General features: G+C 73.9%; 20 protein-coding genes. 7 read left to right on the top strand and 13 right to left on the bottom strand.

Annotated elements, in window-relative coordinates; all coding sequences use genetic code 11:
- Positions 1 to 124 precede the first annotated feature (124 nt).
- Positions 125 to 1252, top strand: coding sequence for a PP2C family protein-serine/threonine phosphatase (locus CYQ11_RS02080; protein WP_099198054.1), 1128 nt, complete (start codon positions 125 to 127; stop codon positions 1250 to 1252).
- Here the strand turns inward: CYQ11_RS02080 and CYQ11_RS02075 are convergent.
- Positions 1153 to 2427: a PP2C family protein-serine/threonine phosphatase gene (locus tag CYQ11_RS02075; protein ID WP_099198053.1), complete on the bottom strand. Its 1275-nt coding sequence runs from the start codon at positions 2425 to 2427 to the stop codon at positions 1153 to 1155. The two genes, CYQ11_RS02080 and CYQ11_RS02075, sit on opposite strands and share 100 nt — an antisense overlap.
- Before the next feature lie 235 nt (positions 2428 to 2662).
- Here CYQ11_RS02075 and CYQ11_RS02070 point away from each other — a divergent pair, with 235 nt between their 5' ends.
- The 6 genes from CYQ11_RS02070 (at position 2663) to CYQ11_RS02045 (ending at position 9248) form a co-directional block, all read left to right on the top strand.
- Complete coding sequence (locus CYQ11_RS02070; RefSeq protein ID WP_099198127.1) at positions 2663 to 3229, top strand: PadR family transcriptional regulator; 567 nt, start codon at positions 2663 to 2665, stop codon at positions 3227 to 3229.
- 81 nt (positions 3230 to 3310) lie between these two features.
- Positions 3311 to 5032 (top strand): acyl-CoA dehydrogenase family protein, encoded by a 1722-nt coding sequence (locus CYQ11_RS02065; RefSeq protein WP_099198052.1) that lies wholly within the window; start codon positions 3311 to 3313, stop codon positions 5030 to 5032.
- A 107-nt stretch (positions 5033 to 5139) separates the two neighbouring features.
- Positions 5140 to 6789 carry an amidase gene (locus tag CYQ11_RS02060; RefSeq protein WP_104650942.1) on the top strand — a complete coding sequence of 550 codons (1650 nt, stop codon included), beginning with the start codon at positions 5140 to 5142 and terminating at the stop codon, positions 6787 to 6789.
- Positions 6790 to 6855: 66 nt separating this feature from the next.
- Positions 6856 to 7314 (top strand): GNAT family N-acetyltransferase, encoded by a 459-nt coding sequence (locus CYQ11_RS02055; protein WP_099198051.1) that lies wholly within the window; start codon positions 6856 to 6858, stop codon positions 7312 to 7314.
- Positions 7315 to 7416: 102 nt separating this feature from the next.
- Positions 7417 to 8343 carry a pseudouridine-5'-phosphate glycosidase gene (locus CYQ11_RS02050; protein WP_240003221.1) on the top strand — a complete coding sequence of 309 codons (927 nt, stop codon included), beginning with the start codon at positions 7417 to 7419 and terminating at the stop codon, positions 8341 to 8343.
- A complete protein-coding gene (locus CYQ11_RS02045; protein ID WP_099198049.1) occupies positions 8340 to 9248 on the top strand; it encodes a carbohydrate kinase family protein in 909 nt (302 codons plus the stop codon). The genes CYQ11_RS02050 and CYQ11_RS02045 overlap by 4 nt, the downstream gene beginning before the upstream one ends.
- Positions 9249 to 9280: 32 nt before the next feature.
- Here the strand turns inward: CYQ11_RS02045 and CYQ11_RS02040 are convergent, their stop codons facing one another.
- The 12 genes from CYQ11_RS02040 to CYQ11_RS01985 form a co-directional block, all read right to left on the bottom strand.
- Positions 9281 to 11302 carry a serine/threonine-protein kinase gene (locus CYQ11_RS02040; protein WP_099198048.1) on the bottom strand — a complete coding sequence of 674 codons (2022 nt, stop codon included), beginning with the start codon at positions 11300 to 11302 and terminating at the stop codon, positions 9281 to 9283.
- 187 nt (positions 11303 to 11489) lie between these two features.
- Positions 11490 to 12131 (bottom strand): helix-turn-helix domain-containing protein, encoded by a 642-nt coding sequence (locus CYQ11_RS02035; RefSeq protein WP_099198047.1) that lies wholly within the window; start codon positions 12129 to 12131, stop codon positions 11490 to 11492.
- 117 nt (positions 12132 to 12248) lie between these two features.
- Entirely contained in the window at positions 12249 to 12770 is a 522-nt protein-coding gene (locus CYQ11_RS02030; protein WP_205041782.1) for a nucleoside 2-deoxyribosyltransferase, read from the bottom strand.
- Between the two features lie 93 nt (positions 12771 to 12863).
- The gene (locus tag CYQ11_RS02025; protein ID WP_099198046.1) at positions 12864 to 13481 is read right to left on the bottom strand and encodes a class I SAM-dependent methyltransferase; all 618 of its coding nucleotides are present in this window, start codon (positions 13479 to 13481) and stop codon (positions 12864 to 12866) included.
- 81 nt (positions 13482 to 13562) lie between these two features.
- Positions 13563 to 15449 carry a hypothetical protein gene (locus CYQ11_RS02020; RefSeq protein ID WP_099198045.1) on the bottom strand — a complete coding sequence of 629 codons (1887 nt, stop codon included), beginning with the start codon at positions 15447 to 15449 and terminating at the stop codon, positions 13563 to 13565.
- A 97-nt stretch (positions 15450 to 15546) separates the two neighbouring features.
- Entirely contained in the window at positions 15547 to 16773 is a 1227-nt protein-coding gene (locus tag CYQ11_RS02015; protein WP_240003219.1) for an MFS transporter, read from the bottom strand.
- Positions 16774 to 16876: 103 nt separating this feature from the next.
- Positions 16877 to 18130: an ATP-grasp domain-containing protein gene (locus tag CYQ11_RS02010; protein ID WP_240003218.1), complete on the bottom strand. Its 1254-nt coding sequence runs from the start codon at positions 18128 to 18130 to the stop codon at positions 16877 to 16879.
- Positions 18127 to 19305: a DegT/DnrJ/EryC1/StrS family aminotransferase gene (locus CYQ11_RS02005; RefSeq protein WP_099198044.1), complete on the bottom strand. Its 1179-nt coding sequence runs from the start codon at positions 19303 to 19305 to the stop codon at positions 18127 to 18129. The genes CYQ11_RS02010 and CYQ11_RS02005 overlap by 4 nt, the downstream gene beginning before the upstream one ends.
- A complete protein-coding gene (blsG, locus tag CYQ11_RS02000) occupies positions 19302 to 20468 on the bottom strand; it encodes an arginine 2,3-aminomutase (protein ID WP_099198043.1) in 1167 nt (388 codons plus the stop codon). The genes CYQ11_RS02005 and blsG overlap by 4 nt, the downstream gene beginning before the upstream one ends.
- 74 nt (positions 20469 to 20542) lie before the next feature.
- Complete coding sequence (blsF, locus tag CYQ11_RS01995; RefSeq protein ID WP_099198042.1) at positions 20543 to 21496, bottom strand: CGA synthase-related protein; 954 nt, start codon at positions 21494 to 21496, stop codon at positions 20543 to 20545.
- On the bottom strand, positions 21484 to 22476 hold the full coding sequence (gene blsE / locus CYQ11_RS01990; RefSeq protein WP_099198041.1) for a cytosylglucuronate decarboxylase: 993 nt from the start codon (positions 22474 to 22476) through the stop codon (positions 21484 to 21486). The genes blsF and blsE overlap by 13 nt, the downstream gene beginning before the upstream one ends.
- A 94-nt stretch (positions 22477 to 22570) precedes the next feature.
- Complete coding sequence (locus CYQ11_RS01985; protein ID WP_240003217.1) at positions 22571 to 23758, bottom strand: hydroxymethylcytosylglucuronate/cytosylglucuronate synthase; 1188 nt, start codon at positions 23756 to 23758, stop codon at positions 22571 to 22573.
- Between the last annotated feature and the right edge of the window lie 269 nt (positions 23759 to 24027).

The following is a 24027-nucleotide window of genomic DNA, read 5'->3' as shown; positions in this document are numbered from 1 at the left end:
GGACGACTCCCGCGCGGCCGCGTCGGGGCTTGCGGTGCGGCCGGCGGGAAGGGGGCTCCGGGGCGGGTGGCCGGGCCCGGCCGCCGGAGCGCTGCGTCTGGTTTGTATGGATATGCTATGAGCTGTGATCAAGCCTGGACGGCCGCGGCTCCGGCGTCGCCCCGACCGGGGGCCGCTCACCCTGCTGTCGCCGGTGATCCTGACCGTCGTCATCGCCACCCTGGCGTACACCACCCCCAGGGAGGTGGCCTTCAGCCGTCTGCTGCCCGCGGCGCCGGCCCTCGCCGCCGCCATGTGGCCCGTGCTCCCCACCGTCCTGCTGGGGACGGTCTGCCTGTTCCTCATGATCGGCCTCGGCGTCGTGTTCCCCGGCCTGGGGACGTGGTGGACGGCGTCGGGGATCGTCGCGGTCACCGTGGCGGCCGCCTACGGAAGCCACGTCCGGTTGCAGCGGGAACGGACCCTCTTCCAGGTGCGGCTCGTCGCCGACGCGGCGCAGCAGGTGGTCCTCAGCCCGATGCCGCGCCGCTTCGGGGGCGTCGAGATCGAGGCGCTGTACCTCGCGGCCGCGGCGGAGGCCCGCATCGGCGGCGACTTCTACGAGGTGGTCGACACGCGGTACGGGGTCCGCCTGCTCATCGGCGACGTCCGGGGCAAGGGGCTGCCGGCGGTGGGACAGGCCGCGGCGATGGTCAACTGCTTCCGGGAAGCGGCCTACGACGAGGCCGACCTGGGCAGCGTCGCCCGTCGTCTGGACGCCAGCAGCACCCGCTACAGCGCCGCGTTCCCCCCTCAGGACCTGATGGAACGCTTCGCCACCGCCCTTCTCGTCGAGATCCCGCACGGGGGCAGCCGCATCGGGATCCTCAACTGCGGACACCCCCCGCCGCTGCTCCTCAGCCGGGGAGAACTGCGCACCCTGGAACCCACCGCCCCCTCGCCGCTCCTCAACCTCGCGGAGCTGACCGGCGACCACTACAGCATCGACTCCTTCGGCGTCGTCCCCGGCGACCTGCTGCTCCTCTACACCGACGGGGTCACCGAGGCCCGCGACCGCGACGGCGAGTTCTTCCCGCTGGCGGCCTGGATGCGCCGGCAGGCCCCGCCGGGCCCCCGGGAACTGCTCGGCGCCCTGCACCGCGACCTCCTCCACTACAGCGGGGGAGGGCTCGACGACGACATCGCCGCCCTGGCCGTGCGGTTGCGCGAAGTCCCCGAGCCGCTGGAGACCCCGGGGGACCCGGCCGGCTGAGCGACGGTGTGATGGGGAACGTCGCCGGACTCCTCGTCGAGCCGGTCGACGAGCACCATGGCCACGTCGTCCGCCAAGGAGCCCTCGGTGTGACGGATCAACGCCTGGTGCAGCTGTTCCAGGAACTCCGACGGGGCGCAGTCGTGCACGCTCGCCATGGCCTGGGGCAGCGCGAAGAAGTCGTTGTCGCGGTTGCGGGCCTCGATCACGCCGTCGGTGTGCAGCAGCAGGCGGTCGCCCGACGTGAAGGGGTAGTTCTCCGGTTCCGACCGAAGGCCGGTGACGAACTCCTCTAGGCCCAGGGGCGGAAGGGGAGAGGCGGGCGTCAGGGCCCGCACCTCACCCTCGCGCAGCATCAGGGGAGGAGGGTGGCCACGGTTCACCACCTGGACCGTGGCCAGGTCGGGCACCTGGGCCACGAGCGCGGTGACGAAGTCCTCCACCTGGTCCGCCCCCACGCTCCCCGCGCCGCGGTCGGAGAGGGCCGACACGGCGCGCTCCCGTTGCAGCGCCGCCGCGCAGTGGTTCATCACCTCCACCAGATCGGCCTCGTAGTGCACCGCCTCCCGGAACGCGCCCAGCACCGCCGCCGCCAGGCGCACGGCCGGCAGCCCCTTGCCGCGCACGTCCCCCACGATCATCCGGACCCCGTACCGCGTCTGCACGGCCTCGTACAGGTCGCCCCCGATCTGAGCCCCCGTCTCCGCCGCGAGGTACATGCTGGCCATGCGCACCGGCCCCAGGCGGGCGGGAACGGGCCGCAGGAGGACCCTCTGCGCCGCCGCGGCGATGCGGCGGACCTGGTCCAGCTCGCTCTGCCGCCGCGTGTGCGCGGCGCTGCTCGTCATGACGCTGGCGAGGGAGACCAGGAGGATCGCCGTGAGGTTGGTGTAGACCTGCTGGGTGCCCCACGCCTGGTTGTGGGTGGCGGTGGCCACGCTGATGGCCAGGGCCAGCCCCGCTGCCGCAAGGGTGCCCTTGGGGCCCATGGTCACCGCGGCCAGAGCCGGCGTCGCGGTGAGGAGGGGGCCGGTGTACAGGAAGTGTGCGGGCGAGAACTCGATCCCCACCACGATCAGCGCCAGAGCGAACGGCACGCACTGCGCGAGTGCGAAGAGGAACCGGCTGTGACCGCTCGCTCCCCGGCGGGGGAGAGGGCGGCGGAGTGACCGCATGGGTCCAGCCTGCCTCGCCGGAGTGCGGTCTTCCACTCATCGCACGGGCGCCGGTTCCCGCGGCGTGCGCGCGGCCCGGACCGGCCGAGCCGCGCGCCGGGACGGCACCGGAACCGCCACGCCGCCGCTCCGGGCGCCCGGAGCGGCGGCGTGGCGGTTCCGGGCGGGGTGAGCCGGGTCTCACAGGGGCCGGGCCCTCTTGCCTATGAAACGAGTTGCATAGATGATCCAGGGCATGGCGCTCGAGCACGCGATCCTCGTCTCCCTGCTGGAGAAGCCGGGCTCCGGCTATGAGCTGGCCCGGCGGTTCGAACGGTCCATCGGTTACTTCTGGACCGCCACCCACCAGCAGATCTACCGCGTCCTGAAGCGGATGGTCGGCGACGGCTGGATCGACGTCCACGAGGTGGCCCAGCAGGGCCGGCCGGACAAGAAGGAGTACTCCGTCGCGGCCCCCGGGCGGGAGGCCCTCTCCCAGTGGCTGCACGAGCCGGTCGAACCGGAGAGCATCCGGCACGACCTGGCCGTGAAGATCCGCGGTGCGGCCTTCGACGACCCGGCCGTGCTGATCCGCGAGGTCGAGCGGCACCACCGGGTGCACAGCGAGCGCCTCGCCCACTACCTGGCGGGCGAACGGCGCGACTTCACCGGGCCCGGTGCCGCCGGCACGCTCGACGCCGGGCGGGAGCTGCAGCACGTCGTCCTGCGCGGCGGCATCGCCTACGAGCGGATGACGCTCGACTGGCTCGACGACGTCCTCGCCACCCTCCACCGCATCCACGGGCCGGAGGCGGGCGGCTGACCCGAGCGCCCCCCGTTCCCCACCCGAGCGCCACCCCCGTTCCCCCCTTTGACCCGCCCTCGACCGGAAAGGCGAACAGCCATGGCCGACCCGCTTCTCTTCAACCCCCGCACCTACGACCCGGCGCACTTCGACCCCGAGACCCGCCGGCTGCTGCGCGCCACCGTCGACTGGTTCGAGGAGCGCGGCAAGCGCAAGCTGATCGAGGACTACCGCTCCCGTGCCTGGCTGGCGGACTTCCTGGCCTTCTCCGCCAAGGAGGGCCTGTTCGCGACCTTCCTCACCCCGGCCGCGGCCGCCGACGGGCAGCAGGACAAGCGCTGGGACACCGCCCGCATCGCGGCCCTCAACGAGATCTTCGGCTTCTACGGGCTCGACTACTGGTACGCGTGGCAGGTCACCATCCTCGGCCTCGGCCCGGTCTGGCAGAGCGACAACGCCGCCGCACGCGCGCGTGCCGCGGAACTGCTCGCGCAGGGCGAGGTGTTCGCCTTCGGCCTGTCCGAGAAGACGCACGGCGCCGACATCTACTCCACCGACATGCTGCTGGAGCCCGACGGCGACGGCGGCTTCCGGGCCAGCGGCTCCAAGTACTACATAGGCAACGGCAACGCCGCCGGCCTCGTCTCCGTCTTCGGCCGCCGCACCGACGTCGAGGGGCCCGACGGCTACGTCTTCTTCGCCGCCGACAGCCGCCACGAGGCGTACCATCTCGTCAAGAACGTCGTCGACTCGTCGAAGTACGTCAGCGAGTTCCGCCTCGAGAACTACCCGGTCGCGGCCGAGGACGTCCTGCACACCGGCCGCGCCGCCTTCGACGCCGCCCTCAACACCGTCAACGTCGGCAAGTTCAACCTCTGCACCGGCGCGATCGGCATCTGCGAGCACGCGATGTACGAGGCCGTCACCCACGCGCACAACCGCATCCTCTACGGCCGTCCCGTCACCGCCTTCCCCCACGTGCGCCGCGAGCTGACCGACGCCTACGTCCGCCTCGTCGGGATGAAGCTGTTCAGCGACCGCGCCGTCGACTACTTCCGCTCCGCCGGTCCCGACGACCGCCGTTACCTGCTCTTCAACCCCATGACGAAGATGAAGGTGACCACCGAGGGCGAGAAGGTCATCGACCTGATGTGGGACGTCATCGCGGCCAAGGGCTTCGAGAAGGACACCTACTTCGCCCAGGCCGCCACCGAGATCCGGGGCCTGCCGAAGCTGGAGGGCACCGTCCACGTCAACCTCGCGCTGATCCTCAAGTTCATGGGCAACCACCTGCTGAACCCGGCCGAGTACGCGCCCGTGCCGACCCGCCTCGACGCGGCCGACGACGCGTTCCTCTTCCGCCAGGGACCGGCCCGCGGCCTCGGCGCCGTCCGCTTCCACGACTGGCGCACCGCCTACGACGCCTACGCCGACGTGCCCAACGTCGGCCGTTTCCGGGAGCAGGCGGACGCCCTGTGCGCGTTCGTCACCACCGCCGCCCCCGACGAGGAGCAGAGCCGCGACCTCGACCTCCTCCTCGCCATCGGCCAGCTCTTCGCCCTCGTCGTGCACGGCCAGCTGATCCTGGAGCAGGCCCGCCTGACCGGCCTCGACCAGGACGTGCTCGACGAGCTGTTCGCCGTCCTCGTCCGCGACTTCTCCGCGCACGCCGTCGAGCTGCACGGCAAGGACTCCGCCACGGAGGACCAGCAGCGCTGGGCGCTCGGCGCGGTGCGCCGCCCCGTCGTCGACGAGGCCCGCTCGGCACGCGTCTGGGAGCGCGTCGAGGCCCTGGCCGGGGCGTACGAGATGGCCCCGTAACCCCACGGAACGGAAATCCGGGCCCCGCTTCGGCGGGGCCCGGATTCCGGCGGTGCGCGCGAAGCGCACCCTTGCGCCGGAATCTCGGCGTGTAGTCCGCTACCCCCATGACGACAAGAAGCACCACCACGCTGATCGTCGCTCTGGTCGCGGGGGCCCTTCTGGCGGGCGCACCGGGCCCGCTGGCGAGCGCCGCCGAACCCGGCGCCGGCCGTGCGCGTCCGCCGGCCGGCGCGTCCCCGGCCCTGGGGATCGACCTCGACACGGTGACGATCCCGGAGCTGCAGGCCCGCATGTCGGACGGTTCCCTGACCTCGTCGGCCCTGACCACCGCCTACCTGCGGCGCGTCAAGTCCCTCAACCCCAGGCTCAACGCGGTCCTGCGGACCGACCCGACGGCCCTTCGCCAGGCGGCCGCCAGCGACGCCAGACACCGGCAGGGCGCCACCCGGAGCCCGCTCGACGGCATACCCGTCCTGCTCAAGGACAACGTGAACACCCGCAATATGCTGACCACGGCCGGGTCGCTGGCGCTGGCCGGGAGCCCGCCGGACACCGACGCCGCCCTGGTGACCCGGCTGCGGGAGGCCGGCGCGGTGATCCTCGGCAAGACGAACCTGTCCGAGTGGGCGAACTTCCGCGCGGAGAAGCCGACGTCGGGGTGGTCGGCGGTGGGCGGGCAGACCCACAACCCGTACGTGCTGGACCGGAACCCGTGCGGCTCGTCCTCCGGTTCGGCCGCCGCACTCGCCGCCTCGCTGGCGCAGGTGGCGGTCGGCACCGAGACCGACGGGTCCATCGTCTGCCCCGCCGGAATGAACGGGGTGGTCGGCCACAAGCCCAGTCTCGGGCTGGTCAGCCGGGACGGAGTGGTGCCGATCTCCGCCGAGCAGGACACCGCCGGGCCCATGGCGCGCAACGTGACCGACGCGGCGCTCACCCTGTCGGTACTGAGCGGCGGCGCCGGCTCGCGGATCGGCAGCCCCCTCGCCCCGCCCGGCCGGCTGCCGCGTTCCGGCGGCCTGCGGGGCAGACGCATCGGCCTGTGGCGGCTGCCCTCGCTCGGCTCGGCGGTGGACGCCGTGATGACCCGTACGGCGAACAGGCTCCGGGCAGCGGGGGCCGAGGTCGTCGAAGTGACGCCGCCGTACCAGCAGCGCATCGCCGAGCTCGAGTTCCCCGCGCTGCTGAGCGAGTTCCGCCGGGACGTCAACGCCTATCTCGCCACACGCCACGGACCGCACGACCTCGCCGCACTGGTCGAGTTCAACCGGAGCCACCCCGCGGAGCGGACCTGCTTCGCCGGTCAGGAACTCTTCGAGCGGGCCCTCGCCGCGCCCCCCACCACCGACCCGGACTACCGTGCCGTACGCGCCGAGCTGAAGACCCTCTCCCGGCGTTCCATCGACGAGACCCTGGCCACCCACCGCCTGGACGCCCTCGCCGCGCCGACGAACCCGCCCGCCTGGACCACCGACTGCGCGCGGGGGGACAACGACATCATCCCGTCCTCGACGCCCGCGGCCGTCGCCGGCTACCCCTCGCTGTCCGTGCCCGCCGGATCCGTGAACGAGCTGCCTGTCGGAGTGCTGCTGATGGCGGGCGACCACCAGGACGCCGCGTTGCTGTCGCTGGGGGCCGCGGTGGAGCACCGCCTGAACGCCTGGAGGGCGCCGCGCTATCTGCCGTCGGTGGGACCTGACAGCTCCCGTCGAACGGCCCGGCCGGCCGGTGACGGCCCCGGACCGGCGCGGTGACGAGGGCGGCGGCTGCGTGCTACCGGGAGAGGAAGGCCGTGCCCGTGCGCTGGATAGCCTTCTCGGATGACCGACCATCGATTCGTACCGGACGACTTCGTCGTTCCCTCGGGCCTCACCGGCCGGGGATTCCGTCTGGAGCCCCTGGGGCCGGAGCACAACGCGGCGGACCACGCCGCCTGGACGTCGAGCATCGGGCACATCCGCGGCACCGCGGGCTTCGAGCAGCGCGGCTGGCCCCCGGCCGCCGGCATGAGCCTGGCCGAGAACCTGCGTGACCTGGAACGTCATGCCGGTGACTTCGCGCGGCGAGCCGGGTTCACGTACACGGTGCTCGACGACGACGGGACCGTCGTCGGGTGCCTGTACATCTACCCCTCGCACGCGGATCCGCAGGTGACGGAGGTGCGCTCGTGGGTGTGCGCGGACCGCGCCGAGCTCGACGAGCCGCTGTTCGAGGCCGTCAAGCGGTGGCTCGCCTCCGACTGGCCGTTCCGCGACGTCCGCTACCGCCCCGTCGCGTGACCCCCTTCGGCGAGGCTTCCGACGGCATGGGCCGGGGAACAGCTCTGTGCATCAGGGATCCAGTGAGCAACGCCATGCATGGCGTGACGGAAGGGGCCTGCGATGTCAGAGATGTCAGATGAGCGGCTGTTGGTCGTCTCGGACGAGGTGCGTGAGGCGCTCGACCGCGGCCGGCCGGTGGTCGCCCTCGAGTCGACGATCATCGCGCACGGGCTGCCCCGGCCGCGGAACCTGGAGGTCGCGGAGGAACTGGAGGCGGTCGTGCGCGCCGGCGGCGCCGTGCCCGCGACGATCGCCGTGCTGGACGGACGACCCCATGTCGGCCTCGACAAGGAACAATTGACGCGGGTGGCCTGCGAGGACGGCCTCCGCAAGCTGGGGCACCGGGACCTGGCGCCGGCGATCGCCGCCGGGGCCGGCGGGGCGACGACGGTGTCCGCGACCGCCTTTCTGGCCGCACGCGCCGGGATCAGGGTCTTCGCGACGGGCGGCCTCGGCGGCGTCCACCGTCAGTGGACCCGGAGCCAGGACGAGTCGGCGGACCTGCACCTGCTCGCGAAAGTGCGGATCGCGGTGGTCTGCGCGGGGGTGAAGTCGGTCCTCGACGTGCCGGCGACGCTACAGCGCCTGGAGACGCTGGGCGTCGGTGTGCTGGGCTTCCGGACGACGGAGTTCCCGGGCTTCTACCTCAGCGGTTCCGGCGAGCCGGTCGACTGGACGGCCGGCTCCGCGGCGGAGGTGGCCGGCGTGCTGCGCGCCCAGGACGCGCTCGGCGGTCCGCCGTCGGCTCTGGTCGTCGCGAACCCCGTGCCCGTCGCGGAACAACTGGACCCGGCTCTGCACGACCGGGTGCTGGCCGAGGCGCTGGCAGCGTGCGCGCGGGACGGGGTCACCGGCCAGGCGGTCACCCCCTTCCTCCTCGACCACCTCGTGCGGCACACGGACGGCGCCTCCCTGGAGGCGAACGTGGCCGCGGTGCGGGGCAACGCGCGCCTGGCCGCCGAGATCGCAGGGGCGTACGCCGCATGACCGGCGCCGGGCCCGGGGCCCTGCTCGTCGTCGGCGACGTGGTGACCGACGTCGTCGCCCGCCACCGCGCACCGCTCGCCCCCGCCACCGACACGGCGGCCCGCATCACCGTGCTCCCCGGCGGCGCGGGCGCCAACGTGGCCTGCTGGGCCGCCCGTTGCGGTGTTTGGGACGTACGGCTCCTGGCCCGGGTGGGCGCGGACGCGGTGGACCGGCACGAGCACGCGCTGCGCGCAGCCGGCGTCCGCCCCCACCTGGTGACCGACCCCGAGGCCTCCACCGGCACGGTGATCTCCTTGGTCGGCGCGGACGGCGAACGGACCTTCCTCACCGACAGCGGAGCGGTGCTGCGCCTGTCGGCCGCCGACTGGAGCGACGACCTCCTGGCCGGAGCCGGTCATCTGCACGTGTCCGGGTACCTCTTCTTCGACGGTACGAGCCGCACGGCCGTCCGGCGGGCGGTGGAGGCGGCCCGCGCCCGGTCCGTGCCCGTGAGCGTCGACCCGGCCTCCGCGGGCTTCATCGCCCGGTTCGGAGTGGACCGTTTCCTCGCCGCCGTCGCGGGGGCGGACGTCCTCCTGCCCAACCACGACGAGGCCGCACTGCTCACCGGCCTGCCCGAGCCGGCCGACGCGGCGGCCGAACTGAGCCGCCTCTTCCCCCTCGTGGTCTCCACAGTCGGCTCACGGGGCGCACTGGTGGCCGCTTCCGGCACGGTCGTCGCCCGGGTCCCGGCCGAGCCCGCCACCGCCGTGGACACCACGGGCGCGGGCGACGCCTTCACCGGGGCCTTCCTCGCGGCGCGTCTGGCCGGCCGCGACCCGGCCACCGCCGCCCGCCAGGGCTGTCGTGCCGGCGCCCAGGCGGTCGCAGTCGTCGGCGCCCGCCCACCCGTTCCCGCGTGACGGCCCCGGCGGGCGCCGGCCGCCCGCCGCGGTCAGCCCGTCTGGAAGACCGTCGTGCAGAGCAACGTGTCGCCGCCGTCGACCAGCCAGGCCCAGTACCTCCTCCGGTCGTTCGGCCCCTGCACGCAGTCGCGGGCACCGGCACCCGCCGGGGCGCGGTAGACCCCGGTGACGTACATGACCTGGTTGTAGGCGGCGGGGACCCGTTGGGCCCGGCAGTCCACGGCGGTCATCGGGCCGATCGTGACCCTGTCGCCGGACTTCCTGCCGAGCAGGCAGTAGTGCTTGAGGTAGACGCGGGTGACGCAGAGCTTCGTCGTCCTGCCCGAGGCGGGCGACGCGTACGTCCACGACGCCTTGCCCGTGCCGCCGGGGCAGACGCTGTCCGTGGTGCTGGTGACGCGGACGACGCCCGCCGACTGGCTTCCGCAGGACACGGGTTTCGGCGGCAGGCCGGCGCTCCAGTCGATGGTGGTGCCGCGGCGGCCGGTGTCGTAGACGGCCAGGCAGTCACCGACCGAGACGGCTGCGAACGCCTTTTCCGTGGGGTCGGGGGCGGGGGACGTGGCCCTGGGCACGGGCTCGGCGCCGCTGCGGTCCGAGGAGTCCGTCCGAGCCGTCGGGCGCGCCCCGGTGCCGGTGTCCGGACCGGTGTCGCGGGTGGTACCCCGGGGGGCGCTGGGGGAGGCGCCGTTCTTGCCCGTCAGGAGCGGGCTCGACGACGAGCGAGGTGACGCCTCGCCCTTGGAGCCAGAGGTGTCGTCGTGCTTCCAGGGCTGCCAGATCGCCAGCGCGAGCACGAGCAGGACCGCCAGGGCCCAGCCGCCGCCCGACGAGTCCCCCTTGCCCGCCGTGCCCCGTCGGCCGGCCGCGCCCGGTGCGGGGCGCGGTGTGCCCTGCTGCTTCTTCCTCGCCTCCTCTTTCCGCTTCTCCGCGGCCCGCGCGTCTTGCGCGGCCCTCGCGCGCGCGGCGGCCGCTGCCAGGTCGCGCAGCTCCCGCTCCCTGCGCTCGCGGGCCTCCCGTGCCTCCCGCTCCCGTTCCCGGCGGGCCGCCCGTTCCCGGGTGTCGAGGAGGGTGGGCGCCGGCGGCGGCACCGGGCGGGTGTGCTCGTCGTCCATCGCGGCCGCGGCACCCCGGTCCGCGCCCAACGCCCGCCCGTGCGCCTCGTACGCGTTGATCAATGCCGTCCAGCGCACCGGCATCCAGCGCCGTTCCGACCGGCGCGCGGGCGCCCGGTCGGCCTTCTCCAGGAAGCGCACCAAGAGGTCCTTGAGGGCGGGGCGCCGATCGGGGTCGGGATCCAGGCAGGGGCGGACCAGGGGGGCCAGCTCCGCCGGCAGCCCGGTCAGGTCGAGCCTGCCGGCCTGCACCCGCGCCAGCCGCTGGAGAGGGCCGTCGTCGGTCTCGGGGTACGGTGCGCGGCCCACGACGAGGTGGAAGAGCGTCGCGCCCAGCGAGAACACGTCGGACGCCTGGGTGGAGCGCCTGCCGAGCGCCTGCTCCGGCGACGTGTAGTCGATGGTGCCCAGCGTCAGCGACGTGGTGGTCTTGTCGATGGCGTGCGAGATGCCGAAGTCGATGACCAGGGGCCCGGTCAGGGGCAGCAGGATGTTCTGGGGCTTGACGTCACGGTGCACGACGCCCTTGTCGTGCAGGGCGAGCAGGGCCTGTACGGTGCCCGCGGCGACCCAGGGCAGGGCCGGCGGCGGCAGCGGCCCCGCCGCGCGGACCAGGTCGCCGAGGGAGGGCGCCGGAACGTACTCGATGGCCATCCACGGGGGCTCGGCCCGCGCGTCGGCGTCGAGCACGCGCGCCGTGTAGGCGCTGTCGACCCGCCGGGCCAGCTCCACCTCGCGAGCGAACCGTTTCCGGTCGGGTTCGCTGACGACGCCTTCCGCGAGCAGCGTCTTGACCGCCACGAGCGGGCCGTCCGCCGTGGACCGCGCCAGGTAGATCCGCCCCATGCCGCCCGTGGTCAGCCGCCACAGCAGCCGGTAGGGACCGAGCCGCTTGGGGTCGTCCTCGCCGAGCGGCCTGATGCCGATGCCGGCCATCCCCCGTCACCCCCCTTGGTCCCGCCGGTCGCCGGTGCCGGCCGATGACCGGATCAAAGAGCGGCGGCGCAGCGGGAGTTGAGTGTCCAACACCTGGGGGTGACGCGACAACCGCACACGGCACGGCCGCACTGGCCGCATCCGTTCTCGCCGCCGCCGGGCTCGCGGCCACCGCGCCGCCCCGGCTTCAGGAGCCGTCCGGTCCCCGCGTCCCGGACCGTCGAAGAGCGAGGCGGCGCCTGCGGCAGTCACCCGGCGGGCTCCCGTAGGCGGCCTTGAACGCACGGCTGAACGCCGCCGGGTCCGTGAAGCCCCACCGGGCGCCGACGGCGGCGACCGGCAGGTGGGCGAGGCCCGGCTCGCCCAGGTCGGCGAGGCAGCGCTCCAGGCGCGAGGACCTCACCGGGGCGCTGACGGACCGGTCCTCCTCGCGGAACAACTGGTGCAGGTGACGCACCGAGATGCCGTGGGCGTCGGCGATGGCCCGCGGCGTGAGCCCCGGGGAGCCCAGGTTCTCCCGGATGAACGCCTTCACCCGCAGCCGCAGGACCGACTGCCGTGACTCCGGGGCGAGCAGTCCGTCCGCCCGGGCCAGGCCGCCGAGCAGGACCGTCGCGAGGTCCAGGGCGGCCGAGCCGAGCCTGGCCGCGTCCGCCTCGGGCCAGTCCTCGCCCGTCTGCTCCGCGAGCTGCTCCAGATAGCGGCCGAGCAGCGCCCCCGCCCCGGCCCGGGTGGGGACCGGCCGGGCGGCCAGGGCGCGTACGGCCCGTTCCGGCAGGGGAGCCCAGCGCCGGGGCAGGCAGGTCCTGGGTGCGCCCCGCCCGCACACCGGACGTGAGGCGCTGAGCCGGAGGCCGCCCCGGATGCCGGCACCGGGGCGGCCTCGCTCCGCCCTCGAGTCAGCCGCCCCGGCCCGGGCCGGGCGTCGTGGCGGCGGGCCGTGGCGTCACCGGCCGCCCGCTCCCTCCCGGTGCCGGGTCACCGCGCGGCGCAGGGCCGTGTCGACGGCGGGCAGGGCGCCGGCGATGTCGCTGTGGACGACGTACTCGACCGTCGCCACCGTGTGCAGGCCCTGGACGAGAAAGGTGTAGTCGCGGTCCCTCTCCAGGAGCAGGACGATCGGCTTGTCGAAGGCACTGGCCCAGCCGATCTCGATGTGGGTGCCGGGCGAGGCGGGAGAACCCGGCAGGGCGACGAACGCGTCGGCCTTGCGGATCTCCTCCTGGTCGATACGGGTGCATTCCTCCGGGCGCATCAGCTCCGCCCCCCACGCCTCCCGGCGGTGCGCGTTGTGGACGGACAGGCGCTGGGCCTCGAAGTGCTTGATCAGGGTGTCGAAGGGGTTGCGGGCGCTCTCGGGCATCTCCCCGGTGGCCGGGTCCAGGAGCTGGAGGAACGGGCCGGCGAGGAAGACCGAGCGGATGTCCGGGTGGTGGCCGGGAGCTGCGGTGGTGGATCCGGGTGTCACGGAGACCTCCAGGGCGGCGGGCGTCACGGGCCCGCCGGACGGTGATGGCGGCGTCGCGGTCGGGGTCGGGGTGGTGCGGGCGGTGCGGGCCGGTCAGTCCTTGCGGAAGCACTGCACGTAGGCGTCGCCCCTGGTGCCGTGCGTGTACTCGGTCGTGTCGTACGCCACGTACGGGTGGCGCTCGACGCGGATGGTGCGGAAGTGCGGCAGGTACTGCCAGCGGAGTTCCGGCTTGGTGCTGAAGAACGGGATGAACACCCCGCCGGGGCGCAGCACCCGGACCACCTCCGGCATGGTCCTGGCCCACAGGTCCGCGTTCGTCCAGACGTCCATGTCGAGGGCGGGGTCGAAGAACATCCCGTCGACGCTCTCCGAGGGCAGCTCGAAGACGCGCCGGAAGAAGTCGCCGCGTTCGATGGTCAGGTTGTCCGGCAGGTGCGGGTGGCGGGCCCGGAAGAGGTCCTCGACCTCGTCGAAGAGCTCCAGGACGGTGTGGCTGCGGGTGGCCGGGTTGTTCGCGATGCGCAGGGCGGACAGGCCCAGGCCGAGGCCCACCTCGTAGAAGTCCTGGCCGTACTCGCACAGCATGTCGGCGCTCGCCCACATCAGGTCGCGCTCCCATGCCTGCATGGCCTGCTCGCCGCCGATGCTCAGGGTCACTTCGCCGTCGCGTTCGACGAGCTCGATGGTGGGCGTGGTCGGGTGGTCCATGGCAACCGTCCTTCGTCCGTCGGGTTCCGCCGGGTCCGCGAGAGGGGCGGCCGGCGGCTGTGTCACGTCGGTGCGGGGGTCTCAGCTGCGGCGCGGCACGACGCCGAAGTGGCGCCGGGCGGTGGAGACGGCGAGGTCCTGCACGGCGAAGACCGTGAAGTAGTAGGCCTGCGGCGCGGTGGCGTCGGCGAACCGCACCCGGAACAGCACGTCCCTGGGCTGCTCGGCGGAGCCCCGCACCTTGACCGTGACCGGTTCGACGGTGGTGTCCTCGCGCAGGTACGTCGGGACGAACAGGCCGAGCCGTACGGGCCCGGGCCGGGACGCCGTGAGCTCGGCGCGCACCTCCAGCACCCCGCCCTGCTCCACCTCGTCGTCGGCGTGCGCCAGCAGCGCCGGCGCGTCGGGCACCCGGAAGGTGACGTCTCCGCAGCGCATGCAGACCGCGCAGGTGGTGTCGAGTACGTGCGGGAGCAGACCGCGCCGGGTGAACTCCTGGGCGGGCCGCCCGCAGTGGCAGGTCACCTCCCGTACGTGCGGGTCCAGGGAGCTGCGGTCCCCGAAGTGCGCCGGGTAGTTCATGAGGTCGTTCTCGGGGTTCGCCGCGACCTGCTCGGCGATCACGTGGTCAAGCGACTGGAGGTCGGCGGCGAGCGAGGAGCGGATCTCCCGCGGCGACTGGTCGGCGGCGTGGGTGGGGCGGGCCACCCACTGGTCCACCTTGCGGGCGAGCTTGTCCAGCCGGGGGCGCAGCGGGTGGTTGTGCGGCAGCAGCCCGGAGGCCAGCAGGGCGGTGAGCCGGCGCCCGGTGGTGAGGAGCAGGGGGTCGGGGCTGTGGTCGGAGGGCCGCGGCGCGGCGGGTGTCCCGTCCGGCTCGCCCGGCATGCCGAAGCGCATGAACGCCGGGTAGGGGTGCGAGCCCGCCAGGCTGGCGTTGAGGGTGTCGACCGAGTCCGCGCCGGAGAGGGCGGCGCGCATCCACGCCACGTTCTCGGGCCGGTCCGAATCGTGGACGGACACGGCGGACACCACGGTGCGGGCCGGGCCGTCGAGGGCGTTGAGCAGCAGCTGGTACTTGGGGTCGTAGAGCGCGAGGTCCGCCAGGGGGCCGCTGTTGCAGGCGCTGAGCACCAGCTCCACCGCCTCGACCCGGTGGAGGGGGACGAGCTTGTCCTCCGGCTTGTAGCACGGCAGCCCGTAGGCGCACCGCGGGCCCAGCAGGCCGGGCACGGCGGCGACGGCCGGGTTCAGGCCGCAGATGGTGAACTCGCCGAGGTTGACGCTGTCGTCCTTGCCGTGGCCCTGGAAGACGACCCGGCGCCACCGGGTGCCGAGGATCTCCGCCTGGATGTCGGCGCGTTCGAAGTCGCGGTCGTCGAAGACCCGGACGCCCGGCAGGTGCGGGGGCCGGTCGGTGTCGGTGAACAGGCCCAGCGCCTCGACGTCCGCGGCCGGACGGGCGTACTGCTTGGCCACGTTCCAGGCCACCGAGACGCCGTCACGGCCGCTCAGCAGCGTCAGCGCGCGCTCCGCACCCCGGTAGGTGGCCAGGAGCAGGGCCCGGACGGGGGAGAGGTTCAGCCGGTCGTAGGAGCCGACGAGCAGCAGGGTGCCCGGGTGCCGGTGGTGGAAGCCGTCGTCGGCGAGTTCCTTCTCGTCCAGCCACTGACGAGCGAGCGGGCCGGCCAGCTCCGGCAGGCCGTCGGGCAGCTCCTCCGCGCCGAGCACCACACCGAAGTCCAGGGGCGCCGGCGTGTGGACCGCGCCGTACAGGCCGTTCGCCGCCGCCACCCCCCGTACCAGATCGGCGCGCCCGTCGACCGGCACGGGCACGGGCGTCCGGCCGGGTGCCGCCAGGAACTCCCCGACGGCCGAGGGGAACCGGTCGAGGGCGACGGTGCGGAAGAGGCCGCTGTCCGGTGCGGCGGGCGGCTGCTCGGGCCGCGGTCCGGTGACGGCAGGGTTCATGGGGGGATACCTCGTGTTCGTGGCTGACCGGGAGAAGGGGGACGACGGCGGGGCGGGGGGAGGGGGCCGGGCGGCGGCCGGGCGGCCCCGGGCCCCCTCACGCGGCGCACTCCGCGGGAACGGCCACGCGGCGGCCGAGCAGCCCCCGGCAGGCGAACGCCAGGGCGGCCCCGGCCAGGGCCACGCCCGAAGCCACCGAGAACACCCCGTGCGGCCCCACCGGTTCCATCAGCAGCCCGCCGGCCTGCTGGCCCACCGCGTCCCCCACGACGGTCGCCAGGGACGCCCACGTGAACGCCTCCGTCAGCAGACGGCCGTCCGCGACCGTGCTCACCAGCTTCATCTCGCTGGCCGACACCAGGGCGATGGGAGCGCTGCCCACCGCCAGGGCCATCCCCAGCGTCAGCTCCGAAACGGCCAGCAACGGCAGGGCCGTGCCGACGGCGTACGCGAGGACCAGGCGCGGGAACCGCCGGTGCACCGCCACCTCGGACTGGGAACGCCCCAGCCACAGCGCCCCGACCGCGCTGCCGACGCCCCAGCACGCGTACACCACGCCCGTGCTGCCCGGCGATCCGTGCGCGTCGACGAAGGCCGGGATCGCGAGCGTCATCAGCCCGATGGGCACCGCGCACACGGCCATGACGGCCGTGAGCGCCAGCATCGCCGGCTCCCTGAGCGGCCCCAGCAGCCCGGGCGCCGCCTCCCGGCGCGGATCCGCCCGCTCGGTGCCGGCGGGCAGCGGGGTGAGGGCCAGCCCCAGCGCCCCCACGCCGCCGATCGTGGCCACCGTCGTCAGCGCCAGACCGGCGGACGCCGGGAGCATCAGCGCGGCCAGCATCAGCGGCGCGCCGATGACCAGGACCTCGGTGAGCAGCGCCTCCCACAGATAGGCGATCTCCCGTTCGCTGTCCTTGAGCGGAAGCCGCGCCCACAGCGAGCGCATACAGGCGTTGGCGGGCGGCAGCGCCACGCCGGCGACGACCGCCACGACGGGCTGCGCCCAGTCGCCCGGCACGGTGGCCCACACCAGCACGGCGAGCGCCGACGGATAGACCACGCCGGTCGCCACGAGCACCGCCCGCCGGCCCCTGCGGTCGGCGTACCGGGCGACGAGGGGACCGCCCACCGCCATGCCGGCGGTGTAGAGGGCGGCCACCAGGCCGGCCCGCGCGTAACTTCCGCCCTGTTCGCGCACCACCAGCACCATGGCCAGCGACATCAGATACACCGGCATCCTGGAGACCACGCTCCACCAGGCCGGTCCCGCCACATGGCGGCGCGTCAGCAGATCGAGGAACCGGCGGGGCAACCCGTTCGTCACTGTCTCGGACTCCGTTCGGTGGCCGCGCCGAGCGGCCGGGCCAGGGCCGGTGTCGCCGGGCGCGCCCCGCGTACGGGCGGGCGCGCCCCGGAACCGGCCGGGATCAGCGGTGCGCGGCGCCGGCCTCCCGCGCCCCGGCGGCGGGAGCCACGTCGATCGTGAAGGTGTCCAGGACCTCGCGCATACGCCGCTCCACCTCGCCGATCGATGTGCCTGTCACATGGACGTACCCGGACGCGTTGTGCGAGGCACGGCGTGCCGCCACCACGTCCCCGACGCCCACCTTGAGAACGGCGTCGACGACCCCGGGGATGCGCAACAGCTCCTCCCTGGGGGTGACGGCGCGCACGACGCCCGAGCCCGGCAGCGGCAGCAACAGGTCGCCTGCGCACCGCCGCAGGCCGTACCGGAGTGGGGGACGCCGGCCCAGGTACACGTCCAGCGTGGCACCGAAGACGTCGAAACCGTATGCCAGTCCGTGGTTGGCGGTGATCTCGCAGCCCGCCAGCCGCACCCCGATCTCACCGGCGTGCACCTGCCCGTCCACCAGGAAGAACTCCATGTGGACGTAGCCGTGGTCGAGGCCCATGCCGGTGGCGATCCGCTGGAGGAGCGCCCGCAGGTCCACGCCCGGTCCCTCGCCGGTGGCGACGCTGATGTTGGCGTTCAAGGCGCCGTCGACGATGTCCAGCGGCCGGCACGGCATCGCGCTGGGCCAGGCGTCCAGCACCCGCCCGTCGTGGATCAGGGCGCACACCTCCCACTCGGTGCCGCCGAGGTGCTCCTCGACCATCCACTCCCGTGCGCCGAAGTCGGTCCCGGCGAGGCAGGAGGGGCCGTCCAGGCGGAAGGTGTCCACGCAGGCGAAGGAGTCGGTGGGCTTGAGCACCAGCGGCCAGCCGCACCGGGCCGCGAACCGTTCGACATCCGCCGCGCACGCCACGCGCGCGTACCGTGCGGTGCGCAGCCCCAGTTCCCGGAACCTGTCCTTCATGGCGGCCTTGTCGCGCACCCACGTCACCTGGCGTTCCGTCAGGTGGGGCAGGCCGGCGAGCCGGGCGAACCGCTGCGCCACCGCCTGCCGGGGCTCCGACGGGTTGCAGAAGCGGCTGGGCCGCACGGGCAGGCCGTCGGCCCACCGGGCGTAGCGCCGCACCTCCTCCTCCAACGGCACCCCCTCCCGCACCCAGAACGCCGGCAGGTGCGCCGTCTCGCGCAGGTAGTCCTCCGACAGATCCCGGCGGACCTCCGCGAAGCGCAGCAGCACCAGCCGTCCCGCCAGGTGCCGCGCCGCGTACCGGGTGAAGGAGCCCGCCCGGTCGTCCGCCATCAGCAGCACCGGGCCGCCCCCGCTCACACGGCCTCCAGGACCTGGCGCAGGGTCTTGACCGCGAGGACCTGGTCGGGCTCGGACAGCTCCGGCGACAACGGCACGCACAGGGTGCGGTCGAGCAGGTCGCGGGTGCGGGCGAAACCGTCGCGGCTGAGCATCAGCGGCCGGTCGGGGGCCAGGCTCCAGGGGAAGCCGTCGCTGTAGAGGGAGCGCCGGCCGGTGATCACCGGGTGTTCCGGCAGCAAGTACTTGTCGAGGGTCCAGTTGGCGATGCCGCGCCGGGTGAGCGCGGCCACCGCCGCGTCGCGCAGTTCCCGGCTCTCCCACCGGAACCGCAGACTGATCTTCACGTCCCCCGTGGCCCGCGGCAGGACGCGCAGGTCGCCACGGTCGGGGAGCGCGTCCATGGCGATGGCGTGCTGGCGTTCGAGCCCGGCCAGGAGCTCGTCGAGGTGGCGGAACTGCTGGAACTGGACGGCGGCCACCCCCTCGCTGGTGACGAAGTTCTCGCCGTAGTGGGCGTCCGGGTTCCACGTCGGGTAGCGGCCGGGCACCCGGGCCGAGCCGTGGTCGTGGTAGCAGCGCATGGTCGCCCAGGCGGCCGGGTCGCCGGTGACGACCAGTCCGCCCTCACCGGAGGTGAGCACCTTGTTGTGGTGGAAGCTGAACGTCCCCGCGTACCCGGCGGTCCCGGCGTGCCGCCCGTCGGGGAAGGTGGCGCCGAGCGCCTGGGCGCAGTCCTCGACGACGTAGGGCACGCCCTGGGGCAGCGGGGCCACCGTTCCCTCCATGTGGGCGACGATGACCCGTTCGGTGCCCGGCGGCAGCAGTGCGGCGTCCAGGGAGAGCGATTCGTCGACGTCGACGAGCACGGGGACCAGCCCGCTGGAGAGCACCGCGCCCGCGACGGCCACGAACGTGACCGCGGGAATGTGGACGAGGTCGCCGGTGCGCGGCCGGGTGGAGATCAGGGCGAGCCGGAGGGCCTCGGTGCAGTTGTGCACGGCCAGGACGTGGCCGGCGCCCAGCCGTTCGGCGACGCGGCGCTCCAGCCGGGAGGCGACGGACTCCCCGTCCGTCTGGTAGCGGAAGAGCACGCCCTGCTCGATGGCCTCGCGCAGTTCACGCATGTCCGACCAGTCGAGGTAGTTGGCCCCGTAGGGCAGGAAACGCTGTCCGAGCCGCTTGTCGAGGGTCATCGCGCATCAGGCTCCGTGATCGGGTGGACGGCGGTGCCGACGACCATCTCCTCGCCCCGGTAATTACGGAGCAGCAGGCCGTCGGCGGTGGGGGTGAAGTACGGCCGGGCGATGGGGATCTTGCCGATCCGGGTGGTCAGCACGTACTGCGGCACCGCGAAGCCGGTGATGTGGCCCTGGAGGCCCTCCATGATCTCCCAGCCCTTCTCCACGGAGGTCATGAAGTGGGCGACGCCGGTGACGTTGTCGCAGTGGTAGAGGTAGTAGGGGCGGACGCGGATGCGCAGCAGCTCCGTCATGAGCGTGCGCATCGTGGTGACGTCGTCGTTGATCCCGCGCAGCAGGACGGTCTGGTTGCCGACCGGAACGCCGTGGCGCAGCAGCCGGTCGACGGCGGCGGCGGACTCCGGCGTGATCTCCTTGGGGTGGTTGAAGTGCGTGTTGAGCCACACCGGGTGGTGGCGCGCGAGCATGGCGCACAGGTCGTCGGTGATGCGCTGCGGCAGCAGCACCGGGAAGCGGCTGCCGATGCGGATGATCTCCACGCTCGGGATGGCCCGCAGCCCGGAGACGATCTCCTCCAGCTTGCCGTCCTGGTACGACAGCGGGTCGCCGCCCGTCAGCAGCACGTCGCGGATCTCGGGGTGGTCGGCGATGTAGCGCAGGTCCTCGTCGAACGAGCCGCCCTCGTCGTCGCGGAAGTAGGTGCCGGTCACGTCGGTGGTGTGGAACTTGCGGGTGCAGTGCCGGCAGTAGACCGGGCAGGCCTCGGTGACCAGCATGATCACCCGGTCCGGGTACTTGTGCACCACCCGGTTGGTCTTGCGGTAGTAGGTGTCGCCGACCGGGTCGACGTCGGTGCCCGGGAACCGTTCCAGCTCGCCGGGCGCGGGCACCGCCTGCAGCCGGACCGGGCAGGCGGGGTCGTCGGGGTCCATCAACGACGCGTAGTACGGGGTGATGCTCCAGCGGTACTTGCCCGCCGAGGCGGCGATGGCCTTCTCCTCGTCGGCGGTCAGGCGCAGCCACCGCCGGGCCTTGTCGGTGGTGTTGATGCGCTTGCGCATGTGCCAGCGCCAGTCGTTCCACTCGGCGGCGGGGACGCGGGGACGGAAGCCGGCGGGGTCTGTGGTCGTGTCGTGCTCGCCGGGCGTGCCGGACATGGCGGCTCCAGGGTCGACGGGCGATCGGTGACTCGAAGGGGGCTTGCGGTGGCCGCGTCGCCGCGGAGCGCGGTTCACGGGGGCGCGAGCGAGAGCTGCCGGAGTCCGCGGGCGACGCGCTGCGCTCCCCGCAGGTCGTCCGGCGCCGGGTCGAGCGCGGCCCACGGCGTCCCGGTCTCCGGGGGCACCCACAGGGACGGGTCGCCGGGGTCGTCGGCCACGGGCACGGCGGCCGCGCGGGCCACGCGCCCGGCCAGGTCCCGTTGGACGGCGCCCAGCGGGGGGAGCAGGACCAGCGGCGCACGCCGGGCCTGGGCCAGCACCAGGGCGCCCAGGGTCGGCGAGGCCACGAACACGGCGGCGGCGGCGTGCAGCGCGTCGACGTCCACCTCGGCGGCACGGCTGAGCCGCATCCCCGGCCCGCCGGTGTCCGCGAGGGCGGAACGGACGTGGCCGAGACGGGTGTCGCAGACCACCTCGCACCGCCTGCCGTCGGCGGTGGCGCCCCGGACCAGTGTCCGCAGCGGCCCGTGGACGAACGCCTCCGCCTCACCGTCCGGGACGCCCCAGAGGGAGAGCAGGAGCAAGGCCCCCGACCGTGTCCTGTCCCTGGCGGTGCGGGCCGGAGCGAGACTTCCCGTCGGCCGGGCGCCGTCCTCCGACGGCCAGGGGCCGGGCAGCCACTCGGGCCGGTGCGCGCGTGGCAGCGCCCCGTGGGGGGCACGCCCGGCGGCCGTCCCCCGGTGCCCCGAGTGCAGGTGGATGACCGGTACGCCCCGCCGGAGCAACCGGTGCGTGGCCGTCCGGTCGTCGCAGACCAGCGCCGCGTCCGGCGGCGCGTCGCCGGCGACCCGCCGCGTGGTGGTGAGCCCGCCGAGGTGCGCGGCGATCCGGCGGCACGCCAGCAGCGAGTCGAGTTCGTCGTCCCGGGACACCAGCAGCACGCGGTGGTGGGGCACGGCGACGGGCGCCGGCCGCGCGTCGCGGCCGGAGGGGGACGGTGCCCCGCCCGGGTTCAGTACCGCCATGGCGGCACCGTCCCGAGCCGGGCGACGTCGTCGCTGTACCCGGCGGCCGTGGTGGAGCAGCCTCCGCACAGGTCGGGGCCGTTCTCGCGGAAGAAGTCCATGTGCGTCCGGAAGGCGGGCGTGTCCAGCAGGACGGCCCCGTTCTCGCGCACGGGGGCGCCACCGGCCGGGCCGTCCCCGTCCTCGCGGTGCGGCAGGCAACTGCACGCGTACATCCGCCCGTACCTCCCGTCGATGTAGATGACGTCGTCCACCACGTGGCACAGGGGCCGGGAGGCGCGCGGGGTCAGCGATCGGGTGAAGTACCGGTCCTGTTCCTCCGGGGTGTCGCCGTAGAACCGCTTCCCCAGGGGAACGAGCAGGGCGCCCGGGTCGGCCTCGTAGAGCGGGTCGCAGACCTCGCGCACGTGCCCGGGGTCGGGGTAGGTGATGGCGCGGTCCAGCTTCAGCGCGGACAGTTCCCACTGCCGCACGCCGGCCTCGGTGAGGACCTCCTGCAGGCGCGGCATCTCGGTGTAGTTGTGCGGCCCGACGACGGTGTTGACCCTCGTCAGCACACCGAGTGCCGCGGCGGCGCGCAACCCGCGCAGCCCGTTGTCGAACATGCCGGGGGAGCGGCGGTAGACGTCGTGGGTCGCGGCCGACCCGCCGTCGAGGCTGACGATCACCTGGGCCAGCCCCGCCCCGGCGAGCGGCTCGGCCATCCTGGGCAGCAGCATCCCGTTGGTGATGAGGGACATCCGCATGCCCGCCCGCGTCCCCGCCCGCACCAGCTCCACGACGTCCCGGTGCATCAGGGGCTCGCCGCCGGTGAAGCGCACGTAGGACACGCCGGCGGCGCGGGCCTTGGGCAGCAGGTCGTCGAAGTCGGCCCGGGAGAAGCGGTAGGTGTCGCGGGAGAGGGCGAACTCGCACATGAAACAGTCGGCGTTGCAGGCTTCCAGGATCCTGACGAAGAGGTAGCGCTCACGCTCGGGCATCGAGACGAGGCCTTTCGGGGCCGTTCGCGGGACAACACAGGACGCAGACGGGACGTACCCGACGGGGGTGTGCGGAGGAGAGGGCGGGGGCGGCTCAGGCGCCCGGGGGTGGCGCTCCCACCGTCCCCAGCACCGCGTCGGCCACCTGGGCCGCACCGCCGGTGCCGACCGCCTCGGTGAGGGCGCCCCAGTCGGCGGGGCCGGCGGCCCGGCGCAGGGCGGCCAGGATGCCGTCCGTCAGCGCCGCCATCACGCGCTCCTCGTCCGTTGCGGCGGCGGCTTTGCCGATCGCCTCGTAGATCAGTTCCAGCGCGTGGTCCTCGCCCTTCACGCGCAGGGCCAGCGCCTCCTCCTCGCGGAGGACGTCCTCGGGCCACGTGACCCGTACGTCGGCGCCGACCGCCCGGCCGTGGGAGCGGCCGTTGAAGATCTGGCTGAGGTTCTGCGGGGGCAGGCACACCACGGGCACCCCCAGGCTGCCGGCCTCCAGCAGCGTCGTCAGCCCCGGGGAGGCCAGGAGCACGTCGCATCCGGCGAGTTCGGCGAGGAACGCACGGTGGGGGAGCGCCCCGGCTGTCACGCGCAGGGGCATCGGGGCTTGCTCGACGAACCGGGCGAGCAGCCCCGCGGGGAGGTTGCCCGCCAGGCACACGTCCCGCACGCCGTGCGCGGCGAGTGCTTCGAGGGCCGCGGGGACGACCACGCGCGGATAGCAGCTCCAGTCGGCCAGCCGGGGAGCGCGCAGCCCGCCGAGGCTGACGACGGCCTTGCGGCAGCGCCGCCCCGGGCGTTCCCCGGCCCGTGGTACGGGAGACGTCCCGATGACGGCCTCGACCCAGCGCAGCCCGGCGGCGGACGCCAGCACGTCCTGGGACTCGGGCGGCAGTTCGAGGCACCGCTGGGCGCAGTAGACCGTCGCGTCGAGCGGCAGCGCGCCGCGGTCGCCCTCGGTCCACAGGAACGGCAGGCTGTCCACGAACACCGTCGGCACGCCGGCGGCCTCCAGCGCCTTCGCCACCGGTCCGTCCAGGACGACCACCGCCGCGCGCACCCCGTGGGACCGCACGACCTCCTCGATCACGCCCGCCACGCCCGGCGCGGAGTCCGGGAGGTCGTACCAGCGCTCGACGGGATGCTCGGCGAGCAGGGGCCGGCCGAGGCCCGAGTCGAGCCCGACGAACCTCAGCGGCACCGGTGACCTGGCGCGCAGCGCGGACAGCACCGCGCTGAGCTTCCCCGAACTGCCCCAGCCGAACTCGGCCCCCGACAGGGCGACGGTCACGGGCTCCCGGCGGGGTGGGGAGCCGGGAGGGCGGGTGCTTGCGGAAGGGTGGGGCGGACGGACATCGGGAACACGGCGCATCAGTGGTCTTCCGGCTTCCTCGGGCGGGCCACGGGCCCGTCGGACGAGCGTGGACGGAGGCGGCCGCCGGGGCGGACGACCTCGCGGTCGAAAAAGGTGCCGGGGCCAACGTTCACGTATGCCCGAGGGCGACACAAGGGTGTCATCGGAAGATTTCGGTCAGGAGATGGTGTGTCAGGTGACAGGGG

It is taken from the genome of Streptomyces cinnamoneus, from assembly GCF_002939475.1.
Classification (GTDB): domain Bacteria; phylum Actinomycetota; class Actinomycetes; order Streptomycetales; family Streptomycetaceae; genus Streptomyces; species Streptomyces cinnamoneus_A.
Note: the sequence above shows the minus strand (reverse complement) of the source record. Positions and strands in the feature narration are given on the sequence as shown.